Origin of the sequence: Paenibacillus lautus (assembly GCF_050482385.1) — a bacterium.
Classification (GTDB): domain Bacteria; phylum Bacillota; class Bacilli; order Paenibacillales; family Paenibacillaceae; genus Paenibacillus_AQ; species Paenibacillus_AQ lautus_B.
The window spans coordinates 91,350-110,947 of record NZ_JBCNHV010000015.1 but is presented as its reverse complement, the minus strand read 5'-3'; the positions used below and the strand labels follow the sequence as shown (position 1 = coordinate 110,947).

Here is a 19,598-nt window from a genome sequence, read left to right as displayed (position 1 = left end):
TCATGAAGAAGCTTTTGCTTGCGGCGCTGGCGGCAAGCCTGTTGTTCGCGCTTTATCCATTCCTGCCGATCGCCGAACAGGCGTCGGCCTATGGAAATCCGCACGGGACGGCTTTTTACGTAGCTTTAGACGGAAATGACTCAAACAAAGGGTCGAAAAACAAACCGTTTCGAACGTTGGAAAAAGCGCGTGACGCCATCCGGGCGTTGAAAGTAAAGAAAGGGCTGCCGAGGGGCGGCGTCACGGTCTATCTTCGCGAAGGACGTTACGAGCGGACGGCAAGCTTCGAACTGGGTTTGCAGGATTCAGGGGAAGCGGGTAAGCCGATCACTTATGCGGCCTATCCAGGTGAAACGGTCATCTTGTCCGGTTCTAGGCTTCTGGAGAAATCCGCATTCGTTCCGGTAGATGATCCTGCCGTTCTGAACCGCATTATCAGTGAAGAGGCACGAAACGAAGTGCTGGTAGCCGATCTGGCAGCCCTCGGCATTACCGATTACGGCGAGATGAGCCGACATGGTTATTATTTGGCCAACGATTTGAGCAAGGTACCGCCGATGGAGTTGTACGTAGGCGGGCAAGGCATGACGCTGGCCCGCTGGCCGAACGAGGGAACCGTTCAAATGGACGAAATCCTCGATCCGGGACCGACGCGGAAGGATCCGAACGGGGAAGTTCATAAGAGGGGCGGCACTTTTACGTATACGTATGACAGGCCGCAATACTGGACGCAGGCGGATGACATCTGGCTGGATGGCATTTTCGGCTATAGCTGGGAATGGTCCTACAACAAAATCGCTTCCATCGACACCGAAGCCAAAAGCATCACGCTCCGGTACGGGGAAATGAGCGGTATCTTCAAAAATTGGTACCCGGATTTTCATTTCGCGCAAAACTTGCTGGAGGAGATCGATATGCCCGGCGAGTATTACATCGACCGCCAGGCTGGAAAGCTGTATTTTCTGCCGAACGCCGAATTCATGACCGCGAATCCATCCATTGAAGTGACGATGCTGAAGACGCCGATGATCAATGCACTGGATGCATCCTATATCGATTTCTCGGAGATGATTCTGGAGAACGGACGCGATTCGGCAGTCGTCTTCATGGGCGGCAGCCATATGCGTGTCCTCCATAGCGAAATCCGCAACTTCACAAATAGCGGCGTGCTGGTCAACACCCAAAGCCGGTTCCATTACAACGACTTTACCGGGGTTCCGGGCAGGGATCATAAGATCGAGTATACCCACATTCATCATATCGGGGGTACCGCCGTCACCCTCACCGGAGGCGACAAGACGACGCTCGCGCCGGGCAACAATGCGGTGGAGAACTCTCATATTCATGATTTTGCTTATTATCATAAGGCCTACAATCCCGGCGTTCTCTTGTCCGGGGTGGGTAACCGCATGTCGCATAACGAGCTGCACGATGCTCCCCATCCCGGCGTGCTGATCTTCGGCAACGATCATCTCGTGGAGTACAACGATATTTACGACGTATGCAAAACATTCTCGGATCTCGGCGCTATCTACATGAATGCGGGCGAAACGCCCCAGCAGCGCGGCACCATTATCCGTCGCAATTACTTCCATAACATCGGAGAAAGCAAACCCGGCGTAGAAGGGGTCTATCCTGATAATTTCACGATGGGACTTCAGATCGATGAGAATATCTTCTATCGTATGGGGAATTCGGCAATCAAAAACAACGGGGGCGCGCATATTTTGGCTCGCAACAATATCTTTGTGGACAGCAAGGTTCCATATGATTATGCGGATTTGTTTCTCGGCGATGAGCCGGAGGATCAAGTTCCGCTGAATTACATGCCGAAATGGAAGGCGCTGTTCGAAGTCAATAACGACTTCGTCGGAACGCCGTACTTGACTAAATATCCGGAGCTGGCGGATTTTTTCAACGAGAACCGCTATTATCCGGACACCAATACGTTCCAAGGTAACGTTGTATTTAATCCGACGCTTCCGCGCAGCACGACGACGAACGATCAGGGGGCGTACGACAAATTCAATCTGGTCCAATACGCCGATAACTGGGTAACCGACGAGGATCCGGGATTCGTCAATTTGGCAGGGGGCGATTTGACGCTGCGTCCGGATGCCCAAGTTTATCAGGCGATCCCCGGCTTTCCTGATATCCCGTTTCACGAGATCGGCATTAACGGGAAAGCGGGTACCACCAACAGCCCGGACAGCTACCCGGTGCAAAGCGTGGTAGTCTACAACAACGAAATCACGGTGGATCGGTGGAAAACGGTGAAGCTGCAGACGGCGGTTCTGCCGTGGAACGCTGACAATCCGAAGCTGCTCTTCACGACGGCCGAGCCCGGTGTCGCCACGGTCGACAATAACGGCATTGTCACGGGTCAGGCGGTGGGCCAGACGATCATCACCGTGGCATCGGCGGAGAATCCGCAGCTCACGGCAGCGGTGGACGTCACGGTCGAAGCCGGAGACGGTGTCATGGATTTCACCGATTTCGAGTCAGGTGCGAACGGCTGGCCGCAGGATGCGAACCGCAGCATCGTCAAGGAAGGAGACAACCGCTGGTACAAAATTGTTAACGGCGCTACTGCCCTAAGCAACAAAACCTTCTCCGATTATGAGCTGACCTTTAAGCTGAAGACGCCTGAGTCGATCGGTGAAAACGCAACGCTGTATGTGTTCGATCGCCAGGCGGGCAGCGGCTCGACCCGTATCGGCTACAAAACCCGTCCGGACGGATATTCCTCCTGGCTGCTGTATAATGCAGCTTGGACCGTGCTGCGCGAAGAGAAGCTTCCAGGCCACGACTTGCAGCCGAATACGAAATACGAGATCAAGATGCTGGTCAAAGGCGGCGAAATTAGTGTGTACGTGGACGGTCAGTTCCGCCTGAAGGCCGCCGATCCCGGCCATAATGCGGCGGGCAAGGTCGGATTCTACGTGAATAACGTCAGCCACATGCTGTTTGACGATATCCAGTTTAAGGCGTTGAGCTCGGAACTGGCCGGTATCATCCCGTCGGAGCGCGAAGTGCGGCTTGCCGCCGGCGAGCAGCGACAGCTTGAGCTGACGTTCGACCCCGAGGACACCCCGGACACCGGCGTTCTCTGGCAGTCCGCCGATCCGGCCGTAGCGGAGGTGAGCGACAAGGGGGTCGTCAGTGCCGTTTATGAAGGAGAGACGACCGTCACAGCCGTATCCGTCATCAACCCGCTCGTTAAAGCGGATATCAAGGTAACCGTTTCGAACATCATGCACGAGACCGATTTCGAGACGGGAGGCAACGGCTGGCCGGTGGACCCGAACCGCAGCATCGCGGCGGATCCGGACGGCAATCGGCGTTACAAAATTTTGAACGGAGCAACAGGCCTGCTGGACCGGGTCTTCGAATCGTATGAGCTGGATTTCACGCTGAAGACACCGGCCCTCATGCCGGACGACGGCACCATGTATGTCTTTGATCGACAGGATGCCAGCGGTTCAACTCGAATCGGCTATCGTACGCGTGCGGATGGAACATCAGGCTGGATCCTGTATGACACGGCTTGGCAGACGATCGCCGAGTCCGGCTTGCCGAATCGAGACCTGCAGCCGGACACAGAATATGCGGTCAAGATCATCGCGAAGAACGGGGACGTTGCCATCTATGTGGATGGCGAGTTGAAGCTTGTCGGCACCGATCCGAATCATCGGCCATCCGGTAAAGTAGGCTTCTACGTGAGCGGATTCGACTACATGCTGTTTGACAACATCCGATTCACGGTGGTGCCTTAAGGAAATGAGGCGCTTCCTCCCGGTAAATGGGGGAGCGCCTTTTATGATCGGCAAAATAAAACGGATACGGATTTTGATCTCCACGAGCATCAAAATTACGATGGGAGGTACATCATGCAGCGATGTCTATTTAGGGCCGAAGGAATCGAGGAAGATGCCCTTACACGGTTACGGGGCGAATGTGTTTCACAAGAGATCGAAGCGGCGATGGAACGGGAACGCGTGGTCCGATTAAGCTTGTTTGCAGACGGAAGCCGGTTGTTTCTTTATTATGAATGCCTCGGGGAGAAGGTGCCTCCGGAAAGTTTGCTGCCGCGAGCTGAGGCATGGCTGGCCGTTTGGCCAGGAGGAGATTCTGAACGCAGGTGGGCGTCGATGACCGATATTTTTCATTATCAAGCACCCGTTTCGGAGCAGGATTGGGTACGGACGAATGATCACAGCGTGCCGTATGGAAGGATTGCCCGGCTTAAGCCCGAAGAGATCTCAAGCTACGTGTACTACCATTACCAGTACCAGGAAGAACGGCCGGGCGATGGAGATAAATTCGGCATCATCGGGATGCATGAGAATCTGCTCTTTTTTTACTCAGAGCTTCCTGCCACACTCGAGCCTGCCCCATATGAAGGAAAGTTGAATACATCGCTCCGTCCGGACGATTGGGCCGCGGTGATGGAGCCGCATTTCATGAAGTGGGAGGAGGCCCCGGACGGCCAAGAGATTTGGCGCGAGCTGGAGCTTGTGCTGGAAACGCGCTTCTCCACCGAAAGACAGGGAACAAACCATGCGTAACCGATTATGCCTGAACGGGGACTGGGATTTCATGCCGCTGTATGGCCAGCCTCAGTGCCGCCGGCTTCCGGATGAAATCGTCTACGAGCCGCAGCATATCCAAGTCCCTTCCAGCTGGAGACGGTCCTACGAGCAAGCCAACGGCAAAACGTTCGGCGAAATTCGCGAGCATGGATATGCTCCGATGGATCTCTACGGCTACCCGAAAGAATGGGACGGAGCGGAAGCGGGCGTGTTGCATCGAAGTTTCCATATTCCCGAATCCATGTGGGGAGAGCGGATCGTGCTGCGGATGGACGGCATCATGCAAAAGGCCGTCATTTTTCTTGATGAGGAAGAGGTCGCCGTATGGGAAGATGGCTACCTGCCGCTGCGTCTCGATATCACGCCTTGGGCCGAGCATGGGCATGAGCATCATCTCCATGTCATATGCGGCAGTTTCGATAAAGTAACGTTGGCAAACGGCATGGAGAAGGTGACCGGGCTGATGGGCTCCTGGTTCGGCAATGTTGCCCGGGGAATATGGCAGGACGTTTATCTAGAAAGCTATCCGGTCTTGTCTATAGAGGATGTAACCATCCGCACATCCGTTCGGAAAGGGCGGCTTGAACTGGATGTCACCGCTGGGGCGGCGGAAATAGGAGGGGAGCTCGATCCCCTTCAAGTCAGATTGAGCGTGCGGGAGATTGGCATGCTAAGGCAAGGAGAAGATTCAGATACAAGGGAAAATGCATATTCGATAAGCAGTGACCATTATACGGCTGATGAAATGAAACCATCGCAAGGCCGAGGGCGAGGAATTGGGATGGAGGGATTACCTGCTGAGGAGGAGGGAGGCGGCGAGCTGCGATTCGGAGATAGAGGGCGGTCCGTGCCTGTCCTACAGGCAGAGCAGACGGCACAGCGCATCGATCCGGTGGAAGAGATGAAGATTAGACTGTGCGAAAACATACGCGACGGGACGGTCTACCGCGCTTCCTTTAATTTGGAGTGGAGCGATGCCATCCTATGGGATCCCGATACGCCGTATTTGTATACGGCGAAGCTTGAGCTTGTAGAAGGTGAGAAGGTGCTAGACCGTCGCGAGGAAGTGTTTGGTTTCCGTGAATTTTGGTGCGAAGGTCCGCAATTCATGCTGAATGGCATCCCGATCCGATTGCGAGGCGATTCGTGGCATTTTCAAGGCGGACTGCAGCAGACGGAAGCCTATATCCGGAACTGGTACCGAATGTGCCGTTCCGTTGGGATCAACAGTATCCGGCTGCACGCTGAGCCTTATCCGGAGGATTACGTTCGAGTCGCCAACGAAGAAGGGATGCTGATCATCGACGAAACGGCGATATACGGATCAAGTAAATCCATGCTTGCCGACCACCCCGATTACGTGGACAACTGCAGGAAGCATGTACAGCGGCTCGTGAAACGTGACAAGAACCACCCGTCCGTGATCATGTGGAGCCTGCAGAACGAAATGCGCTGGGTGGATGGCCGGGACGGCTATAAGCGGCATATTCCTGGCTTCATGGAGGCGATCCGGGAACTGGACGCCACGCGTCCGATCGTCGCCGAAGGAGACAACCGGCTGGTGTCCAAAGCGCACACGGAGGTGGAAAGCCGCCATTACAACATTGACGGCACCATCGCGCAGTGGGACCGTACCATACCCCTTACCTTCGGTGAACACGGTGGCTGGTGGTATATATGTCCGCAAAACAGCAGTATGTATGTGGGGCTGCGGGCATATCGAGATTCGGACGAAAGCACGGCGGGGCTGGCACAAAAGGAACGTCTATTCGTGGAGTATGCGCGGCGGCAAGGCGTCTCCGGCATTGCGACCTTCAATTTCGCCCATTATTTCATGAGGGCTATGCCGGAAAGTGATGTTGGGATAACGCCGTCCGAACCGGGCTTGCCCGGGGTGAAGCCCAAGGTGATACCGGCCTATTCGCTTACGATCAACAACGGCTTGCTGCCTGATGCTCCGATGTACGTCCCTAATCCGGCTTTTTTCATCATGGCGGAGGCGTTTAAGCCAGTCACGATGTTCGCAGCCGAATACAACTACTGTTTCTACGACGACGAAACGATCACCCGCAGCTTTGACGTCTTCAACGACACATTGTCCGCACAGGATGTTCGGATCGAGTGCATGATTAGGCAAGGGGAAACAATCGTTCAAGAACGCAGTTTCATATTCCGGCAGGAGCCAGCCGAGCAGAAAACCATTGCGATGTCGTGGACTCCGCTCTCCGTCGAGACCGAAGGAATGACAGAGCTGACGGCAGTGCTGTTCCACGGCGATCATCTTATGCATGAACTTCGGAAGGAATACCGGCTTGTGTCGGGAAGCCTCCTTCGCCATCCGGCTGACGTTGGGCGCCCGGCAGCTTACTGGGGATCGGATGAAGATTACTCCAAGATCCGAAATCTTGTTCCGGACTGCAAGCGGGTAGCCCGGGATGGGCTTGCTCTGCTGTCATGCGATCATTTGCTTATCATCGGCAGTAAGGCAGAGGACCCGGATGGCGGGTTGGAGACAGAGTTAAAAGGCTTCGTCGCACGCGGCGGACGCCTGCTGATGCTGGAGCAGCGCGGGTTGTCGCTAGGCGGCCGGCTGAGGCTGTCGCGGAGACCGTTTCTTCGGGCCCATGCCGGAGATTACCAACATCCGGTGCTGAAGGGTTTAAGCGACCCAGATCTAATGTTCTGGCACGAGGAGCTTCGCGAAGAGGGCCCGCTGCCAATCATCCACGCCGCTTTCGAAAAGCCGATCCAAGGCGATTTCACGCTGCTGCTGGAGTGCAGCGCCGGCGACTTCGGCGACGGTGGGGATTTATGGTCGCCGCTCTTGGAGTACCGAAGCGGAAGCGGCATGTTTGTGGCTAATCAGCTGGAGCTGATGGCTAATCTTCGTCACGTTCCGCAAGCCTGCCTGCTGCTGCGCAACCTGCTGGCTTACATCGGTCGCAACGAAATCGCTGACAGTGCGACTGTGCGGCCGGTGGGGGCGCTGGTCCGTCCCGGCGGGGAAGCGGCTGCGTTCCTCGAGCGGCTGTGTCTGCGCTACACCGTGCTGGATGCAGCTGCGCTGATAAATGAGGCTGCGGCCCACGACGAAAATGGACGAGGCGATCTTCCCGCATTCTCTGCGCAATCATTCGGCCTGCTCGTAGCAGAAGCAAGCTTGCTTGCAGCTCCTGGAGCACCTGAGGCCGCGCGGCGCTATGCCGAAGCAGGCGGACATGTGCTTGTCCTGCCGGCGGACAGCAGTCAGCATGACACCCTTGCCCGCCTGTTGGACCGTCCTGTACGCGTGGATGCTTATGAGGCGTACCATCTCGCGGCGGCTTACAGCAACGAGGCCGTACGCGGCTTTAGCCCGGTCGACCTGTTCGGCTACGACAAAGTATTTCTGTCTCCCCGGGAAACCTCAAACCCTTTGCTAGCCGCCTTCCGACTTGAGGTTGCGGGAACGGACGCCTTATGCGTCAGCGTGGAGGGAACCGCTTGGAAGGATTATTTTGTCAATGGCTGCACAGCGGAATACAGCCGTCTCGCACTGGTCGAGCTGAATCGCAGGAAAGCGCGTTCCCCCGGAGCGTTTCTGGTCCAAGCGAGGACGGGGGCAGGCTCCATCCTGTGCTCGCAGCTTCTGCTAGACCCCGACAATGAGAAGGCACTACGGCTATATACCCGTTTGCTCGCCAATCAGGGAGCAATCTTTGATGACGGCTTGCTGGCGAGCGAAAAAGACGACGGAGCATGGGCCGTGGAAGCGGTTATGGCACTGCCTTGCCCGCCTCATATCGATTATGAGGCCATGAAGACATACTATACCGACCCCGAATTTTCGTTAAACAATTTGGGTGAAGGCCTATACGGCTGGATGCAGAAAAAAGAACGGCTGCACAAGGATGGGATGATGCGGATCGCCTGCGCCGGATATGATCCATGGTTTATGAGCTGTTTTGTACAGGTCCCTGAAGGAGCTACGCCATTCCGCAAGGGACGATTGCAAGTCCATGCCAATGTGCCGTATACCATTTACCTGAACGGTAAGCATGTGCCAGAACCGGAGCGCGAGCTTGTCCTGAAGGGCGGCCTTAACCGACTGATTGCAATCGTCCGCGGAACCGGCGAGGATATTGTCTTCGGCATGACCTTTCTGCACGCGGACGGGACGTACATGAGGGATCTGGAATACCGCATGACCCTGGATGAAGTCGAACCGAAATAGTCGCACGCATAGGATTGGGACGGGCGAGAGCAGGTGAAGCAAATTGGATATGGGGAGGACATTATGGACTGGAACGCTGTCATCGAACGAACTTTACACACAACAAAAGCGAATATCGCCCGATTTGGAAATCGGTTTCCGCATGTCGGAAACGGGGACGGCAAGTATCAACTGGTCAATCATACGGATTGGACGGAAGGATTTTGGTCTGGCATCCTGTGGCTGAGTTACGAGTATAGCAAGGATCCTTGCTATTATAAGGCGGCTGTCCGATCCGTGCGTTCGTTTCAAGAGAGATTAGCGAAAAACCAAAAACTGGAGCATCATGATATCGGCTTCTTGTATTCATTATCCGCTCAAGCGCAATGGATTGTTGAACGGGACGAAGCTGCCAAGAACACGGCACTACAAGCGGCCGATGCGCTCATGAGACGATGGAGGCCCTCGCTTCAGCTTATCCAGGCATGGGGCCCAGAAAACGATCCCCAAAACGGCGGCCGGATCATCATCGACTGCCTGATGAATCTGCCCTTGTTATGCTGGGCCACCGAACAGACCGGAAAAACTGCATATGCCGATGCCGCGCGCATCCACGCTGACAAGAGCTTAAAATTCCTGGTGCGTGGAGACGGCTCTTCCTACCATACTTTTTATTTTGACCTGGAATCAGGCGATTCCATGCGCGGCGGAACGCACCAAGGATACAGGGATGGTTCTACGTGGTCGCGGGGGCAGGCTTGGGGCATTTACGGATTTGCGTTAGCCTATCGTTATTTCAAAGATCCGCAATATTTGGATACGGCCATTCGGATGGCGCGTTATTACATCGACCACCTTCCAAATGATCATGTCGTCTATTGGGATTTTGACGTCCTGCCATCGGTGCTTATGCCGAGGGACAGCTCCGCCTCTGCCATTGCGGCATGCGGGATGCTTGAAATCGCCGACCAGTTGCCAGGCGATGATCCCCAAAGGGAATATTATCTAAATGCCGGTCGGCGTTCAATGGTTTCGATGGTTACTGGTTATTTTGCGGACGGTAATCCGGATGAAGAAGGTTTTCTGCGGCATGGTTCGTATTTTGTCAGGGGAGGGATCGCGCCGGATGATTTTGTTATATGGGGAGATTATTTCTTTCTCGAAGCACTCATCCGATTAAACAATGGGCGTCCCGGCTATTGGTATGAACGTGAAAGATAGCTGGACTTAAAAAAATGAGAATCCCTGTGCTTTTAGGTAAAGCACAGGGGTTCTCGATGCGGTTTGGGCCCTTGCGTGTGAAGGGCTTTTTTGCTTGTAGAATATGAACTTTAATGGGCTGTTATGAACGATGAACGCGGATTGGAAGCTGTGTCAACATTTGTCCTGCTGCAGACGGACTCAGGTTATCCTCCAGTTTAAAGTCAGCCATCGGCTCAATTCGCGGAAAATAATCCATAAATCTGCTTATCGCAATGTTTGCTTCAAGTCGCGCCAGCGGAGCACCCAGGCAGAAGTGTGCGCCGTTACCAAAAGTTAAATGCTTTTTGTTATTGGCCCGGTGGATGTTCAAAGTGAAGGGATCCTCGAATACCTCCTCATCCATATTGGCAGCACTCATCCATGCGATGACGACGTCGCCCTGCTTCAAATCCACGCCGAGTATGTTGTTATCCTGTTTTACGGTACGGTCCATTTTGGCAATGTTAAACCGATAGCGGAGCATTTCCTCTACGGCATTAGGAAGAAGCTCGCGGTCGGCCCGAATTTCGCCATAAATTTGGTTGTTATCATATAAAAAGGAATAGAACGTATTGGCTAACAGCAGCGTCGTCGTTTCAATACCCGCACCGAGAATGAACATCGTCGTTCTGACGATCTCGTCATCCGATAATCGATCTCCATCCACCTCGGCTTGAATGAGGTCGGAGATGATATCGTCAGATAGATTTGCTCTTTTTTGCACGATATGAGGGTAGAGATAATTGTAATATTCCTTGGCTGCATGACGTTTCAGTTCCTGTACATCTTCCGAATGGTCTTTGGGCAAGGGGAGGAATAAATGGTTGACCCATTCCTTAAACAACAGGCGGTCTTCCGAAGGGACGCCGAGCAGATCGGCGATGACGATGGTCGGCAGCGCACTCGCGTAATGTTGAACGATATCAACGACATCGGCGTCTCCCAATTCGTTCAGAAGCTGGTCCGCAATCTCTTGAATGCGCGGCTCCCAGAGCTTTAAACTGCGAGGGGTAAAAGCGGCGGAAATCAATGCTCGACTTTTTTGGTGCTCCGGCGGATCGGATTGAAGGTTGATTTTACTCATCATCTGGCCTTCGGCATTGTCGGCACCAACGCTAATCGTCGTTCGGGTTCTTGCACTAGAGAAATATTCATGATCCTTGAGAACCCTCTTTACATCATTGTAGCGGAAGACGTTCCATGTATGGGTTGCCTGGTTATAAACGATGGGCTCATGCTGCAATTTGTGCTTGTACCAATCATAAGGATTGAATTCTTCGGTCGGTGAATGGAATTGCGTGATTTCCTCTAAAGAGATGATATCATGATTCATTACATTCCCTCCAATGCTAGTGTAATATACCATATGTTAATTTAACATAATTCCACAACTGGTCATAGTTTCCAATGACCCATGTCCAAAGTTCCGTTTATATTCTGCCTTGTCGGATTTTAGTAGAACATATACTCTAGAGGTGTGCTGCTTCGATGCAGCGATTTTGCCAAATCCGTTGACGAAAGGCTTGAGCCATCATGTATCTTGAACTTCTCATTCTGATCCAAATTGAAAAATCTCCGAAACACGGTTATGAAATAAAAAAAGAAATACAAAAGGATCTCGGTTATTTGATGGACGTCAATCACAATATGTTATACCCGACATTGCGAAAATTTACGGATGAGGGGTTTGTACGCAAACATAGGAATGAGCAAGAAGGCAGACCGAATCAGTATATATATGAAATTACAGAAGCAGGCAGGGGGAAAATCGCCAACCTCATTAATGAATTCACCGAAAAAGACGCAAAACATCAAATCGAATTCATGGTAAGAGTGTCCCTGTTCGAGCGGATTTCTAAGGAGGACCGAATTCGAATATTACTTAGGAGAAAGAAGGACTTGGAAGATCTGCTGTCCGATATCGAGAGAAGACTGGATGAAGGTGGGGAGGCGTTATTCCGGGACGAGGTTCTGCAGTATTCGATCTCTCAGGTTAAAGGTGAATTGACGTGGATTGAGAAACTGATTGATAGCGTAACCTGATGGGTGAATAGAACTTCCACCAGTTCTTGATGAACTTGGCGTTTGGAAAATGTTCGAGCCCTATGGCGTATTGGTGAATTTTCACGATGAAGGCATCGTCTGATTAGAGTGATCTTTCGGGAGCCGAAGAAGTTTGATCTGGCGCCAATTGCGGGAGTGATATTAGTACCGATGAAACGATCGTTATCAAGGAGACTGAATGAGCGTGAGGGACCAAGAGAGAGTATAGCATTTGGCCAAAGCTGAACTTATATTCGGGCAGCCGTCTGTTACGGGGATTTTCTGTTCCAGATGGAGAACTACGATGCGTCTGCAGAATGGCTCCGCCGTGCACTCGATCAATATACGGCCGCATGCTGATAAGGATGTATTGAATATGGAAGTGAATTGCGCCCGCGGGTATGACGAGGATCAGGTCAATGAATTTTCCAAATCGTTCGTATATTCTGGACAAAAGAACCCACAATATGAAGGGCGTATAATAACTTTAGGAGGTACATGAATGCAATTTGAACAATCACAAAATCATCAAAACATGGAGACAGGTACGATTCCACCGCAAATGAACCATGGTGGTCATGAAATGTTTGATGTCCACGAAGTCTTGGCAGGGGCAATCAACACCATGAACACGTATACCATTCTGAGCGGGCATGTACAGGATCCGGAGCTTCGGGATATCTTGCAGCGCCAGCAGCAATTTATGGCGGATGAGTACAACATCACTTTAGAGTGCTTTAAAACAGGACAAGATCCGTCAAAGCCGACGCAAAGCTATAAAATGAAGCAGGGCAATGACTTTATTTACGGCATGAAACCAGGTCAACCGAAAAAACCAATGCAGTCCACAGCTGAGATCAACGATGAGACCATCGCGCTCAGCATGTTGAATGCAGTGAAATCGGGTGCTACGATGAAAACCAATGCTGCCATGGAATCTACGAATCCGGTCGTGCGCCGTGTGCTTGCCGATTCCCTTCCCAACTGCATTGAAATGGCTTATGAGATTTCGCTTTATCAAAATAAGCATGGCTACTACCAAGTACCGCAGCTGCCTCAGCAAGATATGCAGTACATGCAGAATAGTTACGGCACTGCCCCGATGCAGCCGCAAATGCCTGGCAAAATGGCCCCTCACTAAAAACCAAAGCGCTATGTCCGCATGGACAGGGCGCTTTTTTAACTCTTCCCAAGGGAAGAGTAATACATAAACCCCCACACATTGGATATCAATGCATTAGAAGTCGCGATTCTTGCGGCTTTTTTTTGTGGAGGATCTTCTCACTATGTTAACAACTTTAAATAGTTTATAATGATTAGATAATAGTAGATATTTTAATCTATCAATATTTATAATAGACTATAATATGGTGATTATTGACACAGAAAAGGTGTGTTTTCAGGGGACGCCTTGCTTTTTAATGACATTTTTAGCAGGGACGTCTACTCTTTTTTCAAATATATGGGATAAGGAAGGTTTATAATGAGCAACATGGAGAAAAAAACAGACGTAATCTTAATTGGTGCCGGCGTTATGAGTGCGACATTGGGATCCTTACTGAAAGAGCTAGTACCTGAATGGGAGATCAAAGTGTTTGAGAAACTCGCAAGCGCGGGGGAAGAAAGCTCCAATGAATGGAATAACGCGGGGACCGGCCACTCCGCACTGTGCGAGCTTAACTATACGTCCGAAAAACCTGACGGATCTATCGACATCAGCAAAGCGATCAATATTAACGAACAGTTTCAGGTTTCAAGACAGTTCTGGTCTTATCTGGTAAGCAGCAATCTGATTCGCAATCCGCAGGACTTTATCATGCCTATTCCTCATATGAGTTTAGTGCAAGGCGAAAAAGACGTGGCTTTTTTGAAAAAACGTTTTGAAGCGCTGTCAAACAACCCGCTCTTTCAAGGGATGGAATATTCCGAGGATCCGGATCAGCTGAAGGAATGGATTCCGCTTATTATGGAAGGGCGTACAGTGAATGAGCCGTTTGCGGCAACCAAAATCGACTCCGGGACGGACATAAACTTTGGCGCTTTAACGCGCATGCTGTTTGACCACTTGAAGAGCAAAGGCACCGAGATTCACTACAAGCATAGCGTCAAGGATATTAAACGTACACAAGATGGTTCGTGGAAAGTGAAAGTGCATGATATCGTGAACGGTAAAACCGAATATCATACGGCCAAGTTCGTCTTTATCGGCGGCGGGGGTGGAAGTCTGCATTTATTGCAAAAAACCGGTATTCCCGAGTCAAAACATATCGGAGGATTCCCGGTAAGCGGACTATTCATGGTGTGTAAGAAACCGGAAGTGGTAGCGCAGCATCATGCTAAAGTATACGGAAAAGCCAAGGTTGGCGCCCCTCCGATGTCGGTTCCCCACTTGGATACAAGATTTATTGACAACCAAAAAGCATTGCTCTTTGGTCCGTTTGCCGGCTTCTCGCCCAAGTTCTTAAAAACGGGTTCGAATTTTGATTTAATAAGCTCCGTCAAACCGAATAACCTTATGACCATGCTCGCCGCCGGTGTAAAAGAGATGGCATTGACCAAATACTTGATCCAGCAAGTGTTGCTTTCGAATGAAAAACGCATGGAAGAATTACGCGAGTTTATTCCGAATGCCAAGAGCGAGGATTGGGAAATCGTCGTGGCGGGCCAACGCGTACAAGTGATTAAGGATACTCCTAAGGGGAAAGGAACGCTTCAATTCGGGACGGAAGTGGTTAGTGCTGCAGATGGCTCGGTTGCTGCCTTGCTCGGCGCTTCCCCGGGTGCTTCGACGGCCGTTCACGTTATGCTAGAGGTATTAGAAAAATGCTTCCCGCAGCAGATGAAAGAGTGGGAGCCGAAAATAAAAGAAATGATTCCTTCTTACGGCATGTCCCTTGCAAACAACCCAGCCCTATTCGAGGAAATTCAAGAATCAACTGCGCAAGCGCTAGGTTTAAGCTCAAAAGCATTGGTCTATAGTTAGTATCTTGGATGTAGAAATAAGAACCTTTGATTCTCTTATGGATCGAATGAAATCGCGTCGCTGGAAGAACCGTATGTTCCTCATCCGATTATTGGCTTTGAGTAATCCGCAGGGCAAGAACATACACGCATAAGAAAGTCGCCATATTGGCGACTTTCTTGATTTTACGATCGTATTAACTCAATCATTGCGTAAGGAATCAACGGATGAAATTAAAGTCGACTCACACATCCTCAAGAAGCTCTTATGGTTTTACCGTACCTGTTTGACGATCCGAATGTGCGCTGTACCCCGTTTCATCTGTAGCGACTGCGATAGATGAATAGGCTGATAAGGAGACGGTGACGAATAAGGCAGCAAGCAATAAAACGAATCTTCTTTTCATGGACAAACCTCTTTTCTATTGGGATTATATTCCATATCCATTTTAGAGCACACCAATAGCTTTTGAAAAGAGCATGAGAGAAAGATCGAGGAGTGTTTTTATCATAAAGGGAGGATCATGCTGAACAAAAAATGACCGTTACGATGTTTGAGTTTAAGCACTCCGTTATGCAGCTCAATAATGCTGCGGGCAATGGAAAGTCCAAGTCCTGAACCGGATTGGATTTTCTGTACGGTACGGGAGTCGTCGGCTTTGTAGAAACGATCGAATAGCCGCGCCTCCTGCTCTTTCGTAATCGGCATTCCTTCATTTTCAATGGACAGTTCCATATGGTTATCGTAACGAGTTAAGGTAATGTTGATCATGCCAGGCTTCACCGAGAACTTGAGCGCATTCATCAACAGATTGTCGATAGCTCTGCGAATCATCTCTGGATCCGCCTCACGCAGAAGGGGGCTTTCATCGATATTCATCTCCAATTGAAGCTGGTTTTCCTTGGCAATTGGCTCCAACTCAACCAAGAGCTGAACCAGCAGTTCCCTCAGGTCAATCCTTTCCATCTCCGGCTTTGTTTCATTCGAAGCTAATCGGGTGTATGCGAACAAATCGTCAATGAGCTGTTTGAGCTGCAGCGCTTTATTGTAGGTATTGTTTACAAAACGGTCATGTTCCTCTGAGTCCTGGTACGCCTTATCTTTCAGTAAATCCAGGTAACCGATAATACTGGTGAGGGGTGTTCTCAAGTCATGAGAAACGCCGGTGATCAGCTCCAATTTGGCTTTCTCGATCTGTCGTTCCCGGCCAATCTGCTTCTCCAGCTTCTCGGCCATGGCGTTGATATTCAGCGCAATATCCCCCAGTTCATCTTTTCTTTTTACCTTGACCCGGTAATGCAACTGGCCTTGGGCGACGATGTCCAGACCAGATGCCATTTCCGATACGTATCTGATGATGTTGCGAGTCAAGAAGAAGAATGTAAATAAGAAGGGGAGGATGAACGACAGCAGCACAACCAGCAAATTCACATAGTAGACTTCTGAGAATCGAGGGGTCGCCAGGGAGACTAACAAACCCACAAGTATACTGATGAAAAAGGACCAAAGCATCCGCATGCGTAAATTGCCGGCGCCCGTGAGCATGAAATACAGTTTATTTTTCAATTTTATAGCCTACCCCCCAAACTGTCTTGATGTACTGCGGCTCACGGGGGATCAGCTCAATCTTTTCTCGGATGTTGCGGATATGGACCATCACCGTATTATCTGAGAAAAATGGAGTCTGTTCCTTCCAAACACACTCATGAATCTTGCTTACGCTGAAAATCTGTCCGCGATTTGCCGCGAGGAGCTCAAGGATTGAAAATTCAATAGGTGTCAGGGAAACCACCATACCACGAACCGTAACGACATGCTGTTTTTTGTTGATGACCAGGTCCTCGATGCGAATCTCGGATTGGTCCTCGTCCCGGAGGTTCAGGAAATTTTGCCGCCGCAATTGTGCCTTTACCCTCGCCATAAGCTCTACCGGATGGAACGGCTTTGTGACATAGTCATCCGCTCCAGTGGAAAGTCCGGTAATCTTATCCAGTGATTCCACTTTGGCCGAGAGCATGATAATTGGTATCGCCGATCGCTCACGGATTTGGAGACAGGCGGCAATGCCGTCCATTTTCGGCAGCATTACATCGAGAATTATGAGTTGAATATGATGCTGCTGAAGAAGTTCCAGCGCCTGCAGTCCGTCTTCGGCCTCCAATACGTGATAGCCTTCGTTGCGAAGATAAACATGCAGGACATCACGAATTTCCTTGTCATCATCGACGACCAGAATGTTAATGTTGTTCAAGGACGAGTTCCCCTTTGCAAAGTATGCTTGCCGTTCTTAGTAGATCCACGTTGAATTTCTCACAATCTAATGAAAGAGTATCATATCGGACAAGAAATGATAAAGTTTTAAACCATCGAAAAAAACAATGCGGACAACTGCCTTATGATGTTCATGGATTCAGCAGAGCATAGGATTATCACCAAATAGCGCTGAAGACAGGTTAGTCTTACAGTTTCGCCTTACTCGAGCCTTCTTTTTTCCGACACACGTATACGAAGGCGGGAGGGAAGTTTCTAGGCACGAAATGGATGTCGAGGATGTCAAAATGCTCCATGAGCTGCCTCTTCATCTGTTGTGAATATTGAAAAGCAATAAAGAGCCCGTCCTTTTTCAATGTTGCCACAATTTCGGCGACGATGCGATCCCGAATGTATTGCGGAAAGTTGAAAAAAGGGAGTCCGCTGATGATGCAGTCCAGTGATTCGATACCCTCCTGTTTAAGAAAAAGCCGGAGGTGGCTGCCATCGGTGTAACAGGGATAATTCGGATACCGTTCCTTCAGCTGCCCGCGCAGATAAGGATCTTTTTCGAATAAAATCACTTGGGTTTCCGCTCCGGCCGCCAGCTGTATTTGCTTCGTAATTACACCTGTGCCGGCGCCAAGCTCCGCTACCGTTCGTATACGGCCCCAGGGCACTGGCTTCATCATAGCAAGGGCAAGCTCTTTAGAGCTTGGCGCTACACTCCCGATCTGTCCCGGTGAAAGAAGAAATCTGCCTAAAAACATGGTTTGCTCATGTAACCAATCCATTAGCTTTGTCATTATGTCATTTCCCCCTAGAATCATGTGATTGGTTCCATATTAAGGGGGAGATCTTGGGATAAAACGGAGGAATTTCTGAATTATTTCTGAAGAATATATGAAAAACCGTATCGAGGTTCGTGAGCTTAATACCCATCATTAACGAGCAGGTGCCGCGACAGCCTGCTCGTTTTATTATGTTGCCAGGGATCACAGATCAATATTTCGGATAATATTGAAAGTTTGCAGGATATTATGAATGGGCCAAGCCTCTTATAATGAAATCAAGAAATTGATAACACTTACATAACGACCATAGGAGGCTTATCCATGAAAATTACCCGGCATCCGGAGAATCCGATCGTAGTGCCTGGACTTTACGATTGGAGAAAGGTGACGGTATTCAATCCGGCCGTCATTATCGATAACGGAAAATTCTATATGATTGAACGGACGGCAGGCTCCCTGACTCCCTGCAAAAACTACCTGGGACTCCTGGAAAGCACGGACGGCGTGCATTTCACCCACGTGCTGGACGAGCCCGTTGTAACGCCGGACCAGCTGGGATTCCCCTACGGCAGCATCCAGGACCCGCGGATCGTCAAGATCGACGATACCTTTTATTTGAACTATGCATTGCGTCCGTGCGCCATGAACTATTACCCGACGGGAGCCGGCATCCCCGAACGCTCGATTCCCGAGTATCCGGACGGCTGGGGCGAAGAGGAAGGTCACTGGCTGACGCGTTCCGGGATATTGACTTCCAAAGATCTCATTCACTGGGAGTACCTGTGCGATACAACGCCACTGGATATCAATGATCGCGATAACATTCTGTTCCCGGAGAAAATCAACGGCAAGTATGTGCTGCTTCGCAGACCGGAAGAATATGTAGGGGAGCCATACGGAACAGAAAAAGCAGCCATGTGGATCAGCTACTCCGAAGACTTGGTGCATTGGGACGAGCCCAAGCTGTTGGCAAAGGCCGAGAACAACGATTGGGAGTTTAAAAAAATCGGCGGCTCGACGCCTCCGGTGCGAACAGACAAAGGATGGCTGGTGCTTTATCACGGCGTGGACGAGGATACAGTGTATCGCGTAGGGGCCTTGCTGCTGGATTTGGAAAATCCGGAAAAATTCATCGCCAGAACCCGTCGCTTCATTATGGAGCCGGAGACGTATTATGAGAAGTTCGGCTATCAGATTCCCAATGTCGTCTTCCCGACAGGCAATGTGGTCAAGGACGGGCTCCTCTATATCTATTATGGCGTGACGGATACGGCGATTGCCCTCGCAACGGTTCCTCTGGATGAGTTGGTAGATTATATTTTGAACGAACCGCAATAACGAGAGGAGTGAAGGCGTGGCAGAGCAGTTGGTTTCTCTGTCGCGCTTTCCCTAGAATCTAATATGTAAGCGATACCATTTATTTGAAAACTTGCAAATTTGATGTTATTAAAATTGACGTTAAAACTGAAATTATGTATTTTGTAAGTTTCCGTGTGATTTAAAACGACTTAAAAATATTAGAT

Annotated in this window: 13 protein-coding genes; 8 read left to right on the top strand and 5 right to left on the bottom strand. The window is 50.5% G+C overall.

The features are described from left to right. The first annotated feature begins 2 nt into the window (after positions 1 to 2). The 4 genes from ABEW73_RS18975 to ABEW73_RS18960 all read left to right on the top strand — a co-directional run bounded on the left by ABEW73_RS18975 (position 3) and on the right by ABEW73_RS18960 (position 10,005). A complete protein-coding gene (locus ABEW73_RS18975) occupies positions 3 to 3,776 on the top strand; it encodes an Ig-like domain-containing protein (RefSeq protein WP_430166005.1) in 3,774 nt (1,257 codons plus the stop codon). A gap of 114 nt (positions 3,777 to 3,890) precedes the next feature. Then, the gene (locus ABEW73_RS18970) at positions 3,891 to 4,568 is read left to right on the top strand and encodes a hypothetical protein (RefSeq protein WP_430166004.1); all 678 of its coding nucleotides are present in this window, start codon (positions 3,891 to 3,893) and stop codon (positions 4,566 to 4,568) included. Then, on the top strand, positions 4,561 to 8,805 hold the full coding sequence (locus ABEW73_RS18965) for a glycoside hydrolase family 2 protein (protein WP_430166002.1): 4,245 nt from the start codon (positions 4,561 to 4,563) through the stop codon (positions 8,803 to 8,805). Before ABEW73_RS18970 ends, ABEW73_RS18965 begins: the two co-directional genes overlap by 8 nt. A gap of 63 nt (positions 8,806 to 8,868) precedes the next feature. After that, complete coding sequence (locus ABEW73_RS18960) at positions 8,869 to 10,005, top strand: glycoside hydrolase family 88 protein (protein WP_430166000.1); 1,137 nt, start codon at positions 8,869 to 8,871, stop codon at positions 10,003 to 10,005. A gap of 121 nt (positions 10,006 to 10,126) precedes the next feature. Here the strand turns inward: ABEW73_RS18960 and ABEW73_RS18955 are convergent, their stop codons facing one another. Beyond that, entirely contained in the window at positions 10,127 to 11,359 is a 1,233-nt protein-coding gene (locus ABEW73_RS18955; protein ID WP_430165999.1) for a cytochrome P450, read from the bottom strand. A 200-nt stretch (positions 11,360 to 11,559) separates the two neighbouring features. Here ABEW73_RS18955 and ABEW73_RS18950 point away from each other — a divergent pair, with 200 nt between their 5' ends. The 3 genes from ABEW73_RS18950 to ABEW73_RS18940 all read left to right on the top strand — a co-directional run bounded on the left by ABEW73_RS18950 (position 11,560) and on the right by ABEW73_RS18940 (position 15,052). Then, complete coding sequence (locus ABEW73_RS18950; protein ID WP_430165997.1) at positions 11,560 to 12,069, top strand: PadR family transcriptional regulator; 510 nt, start codon at positions 11,560 to 11,562, stop codon at positions 12,067 to 12,069. 502 nt (positions 12,070 to 12,571) lie between these two features. Beyond that, the gene (locus ABEW73_RS18945) at positions 12,572 to 13,210 is read left to right on the top strand and encodes a spore coat protein (protein WP_430165996.1); all 639 of its coding nucleotides are present in this window, start codon (positions 12,572 to 12,574) and stop codon (positions 13,208 to 13,210) included. Positions 13,211 to 13,552: 342 nt separating this feature from the next. Further along, positions 13,553 to 15,052, top strand: coding sequence for a malate:quinone oxidoreductase (locus ABEW73_RS18940; protein ID WP_430165994.1), 1,500 nt, complete (start codon positions 13,553 to 13,555; stop codon positions 15,050 to 15,052). A 244-nt stretch (positions 15,053 to 15,296) separates the two neighbouring features. On the opposite strand, the gene ABEW73_RS18935 is transcribed toward ABEW73_RS18940, so the two are convergent. From ABEW73_RS18935 to ABEW73_RS18920, 4 genes are all read right to left on the bottom strand, one after another. Continuing rightward, positions 15,297 to 15,437 (bottom strand): hypothetical protein, encoded by a 141-nt coding sequence (locus ABEW73_RS18935; protein ID WP_430165993.1) that lies wholly within the window; start codon positions 15,435 to 15,437, stop codon positions 15,297 to 15,299. 101 nt (positions 15,438 to 15,538) lie between these two features. After that, positions 15,539 to 16,597, bottom strand: coding sequence for a sensor histidine kinase (locus ABEW73_RS18930; protein WP_430165991.1), 1,059 nt, complete (start codon positions 16,595 to 16,597; stop codon positions 15,539 to 15,541). Next, positions 16,587 to 17,282, bottom strand: a complete 696-nt coding sequence (locus tag ABEW73_RS18925) for a response regulator transcription factor (protein WP_430165989.1) — start codon at positions 17,280 to 17,282, stop codon at positions 16,587 to 16,589. The genes ABEW73_RS18930 and ABEW73_RS18925 overlap by 11 nt, the downstream gene beginning before the upstream one ends. Positions 17,283 to 17,490: 208 nt before the next feature. Then, entirely contained in the window at positions 17,491 to 18,087 is a 597-nt protein-coding gene (locus ABEW73_RS18920) for a class I SAM-dependent methyltransferase (RefSeq protein WP_430165987.1), read from the bottom strand. A gap of 309 nt (positions 18,088 to 18,396) precedes the next feature. On the opposite strand from ABEW73_RS18920, the gene ABEW73_RS18915 reads away from it, so the two are divergent. Next, on the top strand, positions 18,397 to 19,413 hold the full coding sequence (locus tag ABEW73_RS18915; protein WP_430165985.1) for a glycosidase: 1,017 nt from the start codon (positions 18,397 to 18,399) through the stop codon (positions 19,411 to 19,413). Positions 19,414 to 19,598: the final 185 nt, after the last annotated feature.

What these genes read in the sequence shown, in the direction of transcription:
- ABEW73_RS18920 (WP_430165987.1), bottom strand. Translation starts at nt 18,087, where the DNA reads ATGACAAAGCTAATGGATTGGTTACATGAGCAAACCATGTTTTTAGGC.
- ABEW73_RS18945 (WP_430165996.1), top strand. Translation starts at nt 12,572, where the DNA reads ATGCAATTTGAACAATCACAAAATCATCAAAACATGGAGACAGGTACG.
- ABEW73_RS18975 (WP_430166005.1), top strand. Translation starts at nt 3, where the DNA reads ATGAAGAAGCTTTTGCTTGCGGCGCTGGCGGCAAGCCTGTTGTTCGCG.
- ABEW73_RS18915 (WP_430165985.1), top strand. Translation starts at nt 18,397, where the DNA reads ATGAAAATTACCCGGCATCCGGAGAATCCGATCGTAGTGCCTGGACTT.
- ABEW73_RS18965 (WP_430166002.1), top strand. Translation starts at nt 4,561, where the DNA reads ATGCGTAACCGATTATGCCTGAACGGGGACTGGGATTTCATGCCGCTG.
- ABEW73_RS18960 (WP_430166000.1), top strand. Translation starts at nt 8,869, where the DNA reads ATGGACTGGAACGCTGTCATCGAACGAACTTTACACACAACAAAAGCG.
- ABEW73_RS18950 (WP_430165997.1), top strand. Translation starts at nt 11,560, where the DNA reads ATGTATCTTGAACTTCTCATTCTGATCCAAATTGAAAAATCTCCGAAA.
- ABEW73_RS18955 (WP_430165999.1), bottom strand. Translation starts at nt 11,359, where the DNA reads ATGAATCATGATATCATCTCTTTAGAGGAAATCACGCAATTCCATTCA.
- ABEW73_RS18970 (WP_430166004.1), top strand. Translation starts at nt 3,891, where the DNA reads ATGCAGCGATGTCTATTTAGGGCCGAAGGAATCGAGGAAGATGCCCTT.
- ABEW73_RS18935 (WP_430165993.1), bottom strand. Translation starts at nt 15,437, where the DNA reads ATGAAAAGAAGATTCGTTTTATTGCTTGCTGCCTTATTCGTCACCGTC.
- ABEW73_RS18940 (WP_430165994.1), top strand. Translation starts at nt 13,553, where the DNA reads ATGAGCAACATGGAGAAAAAAACAGACGTAATCTTAATTGGTGCCGGC.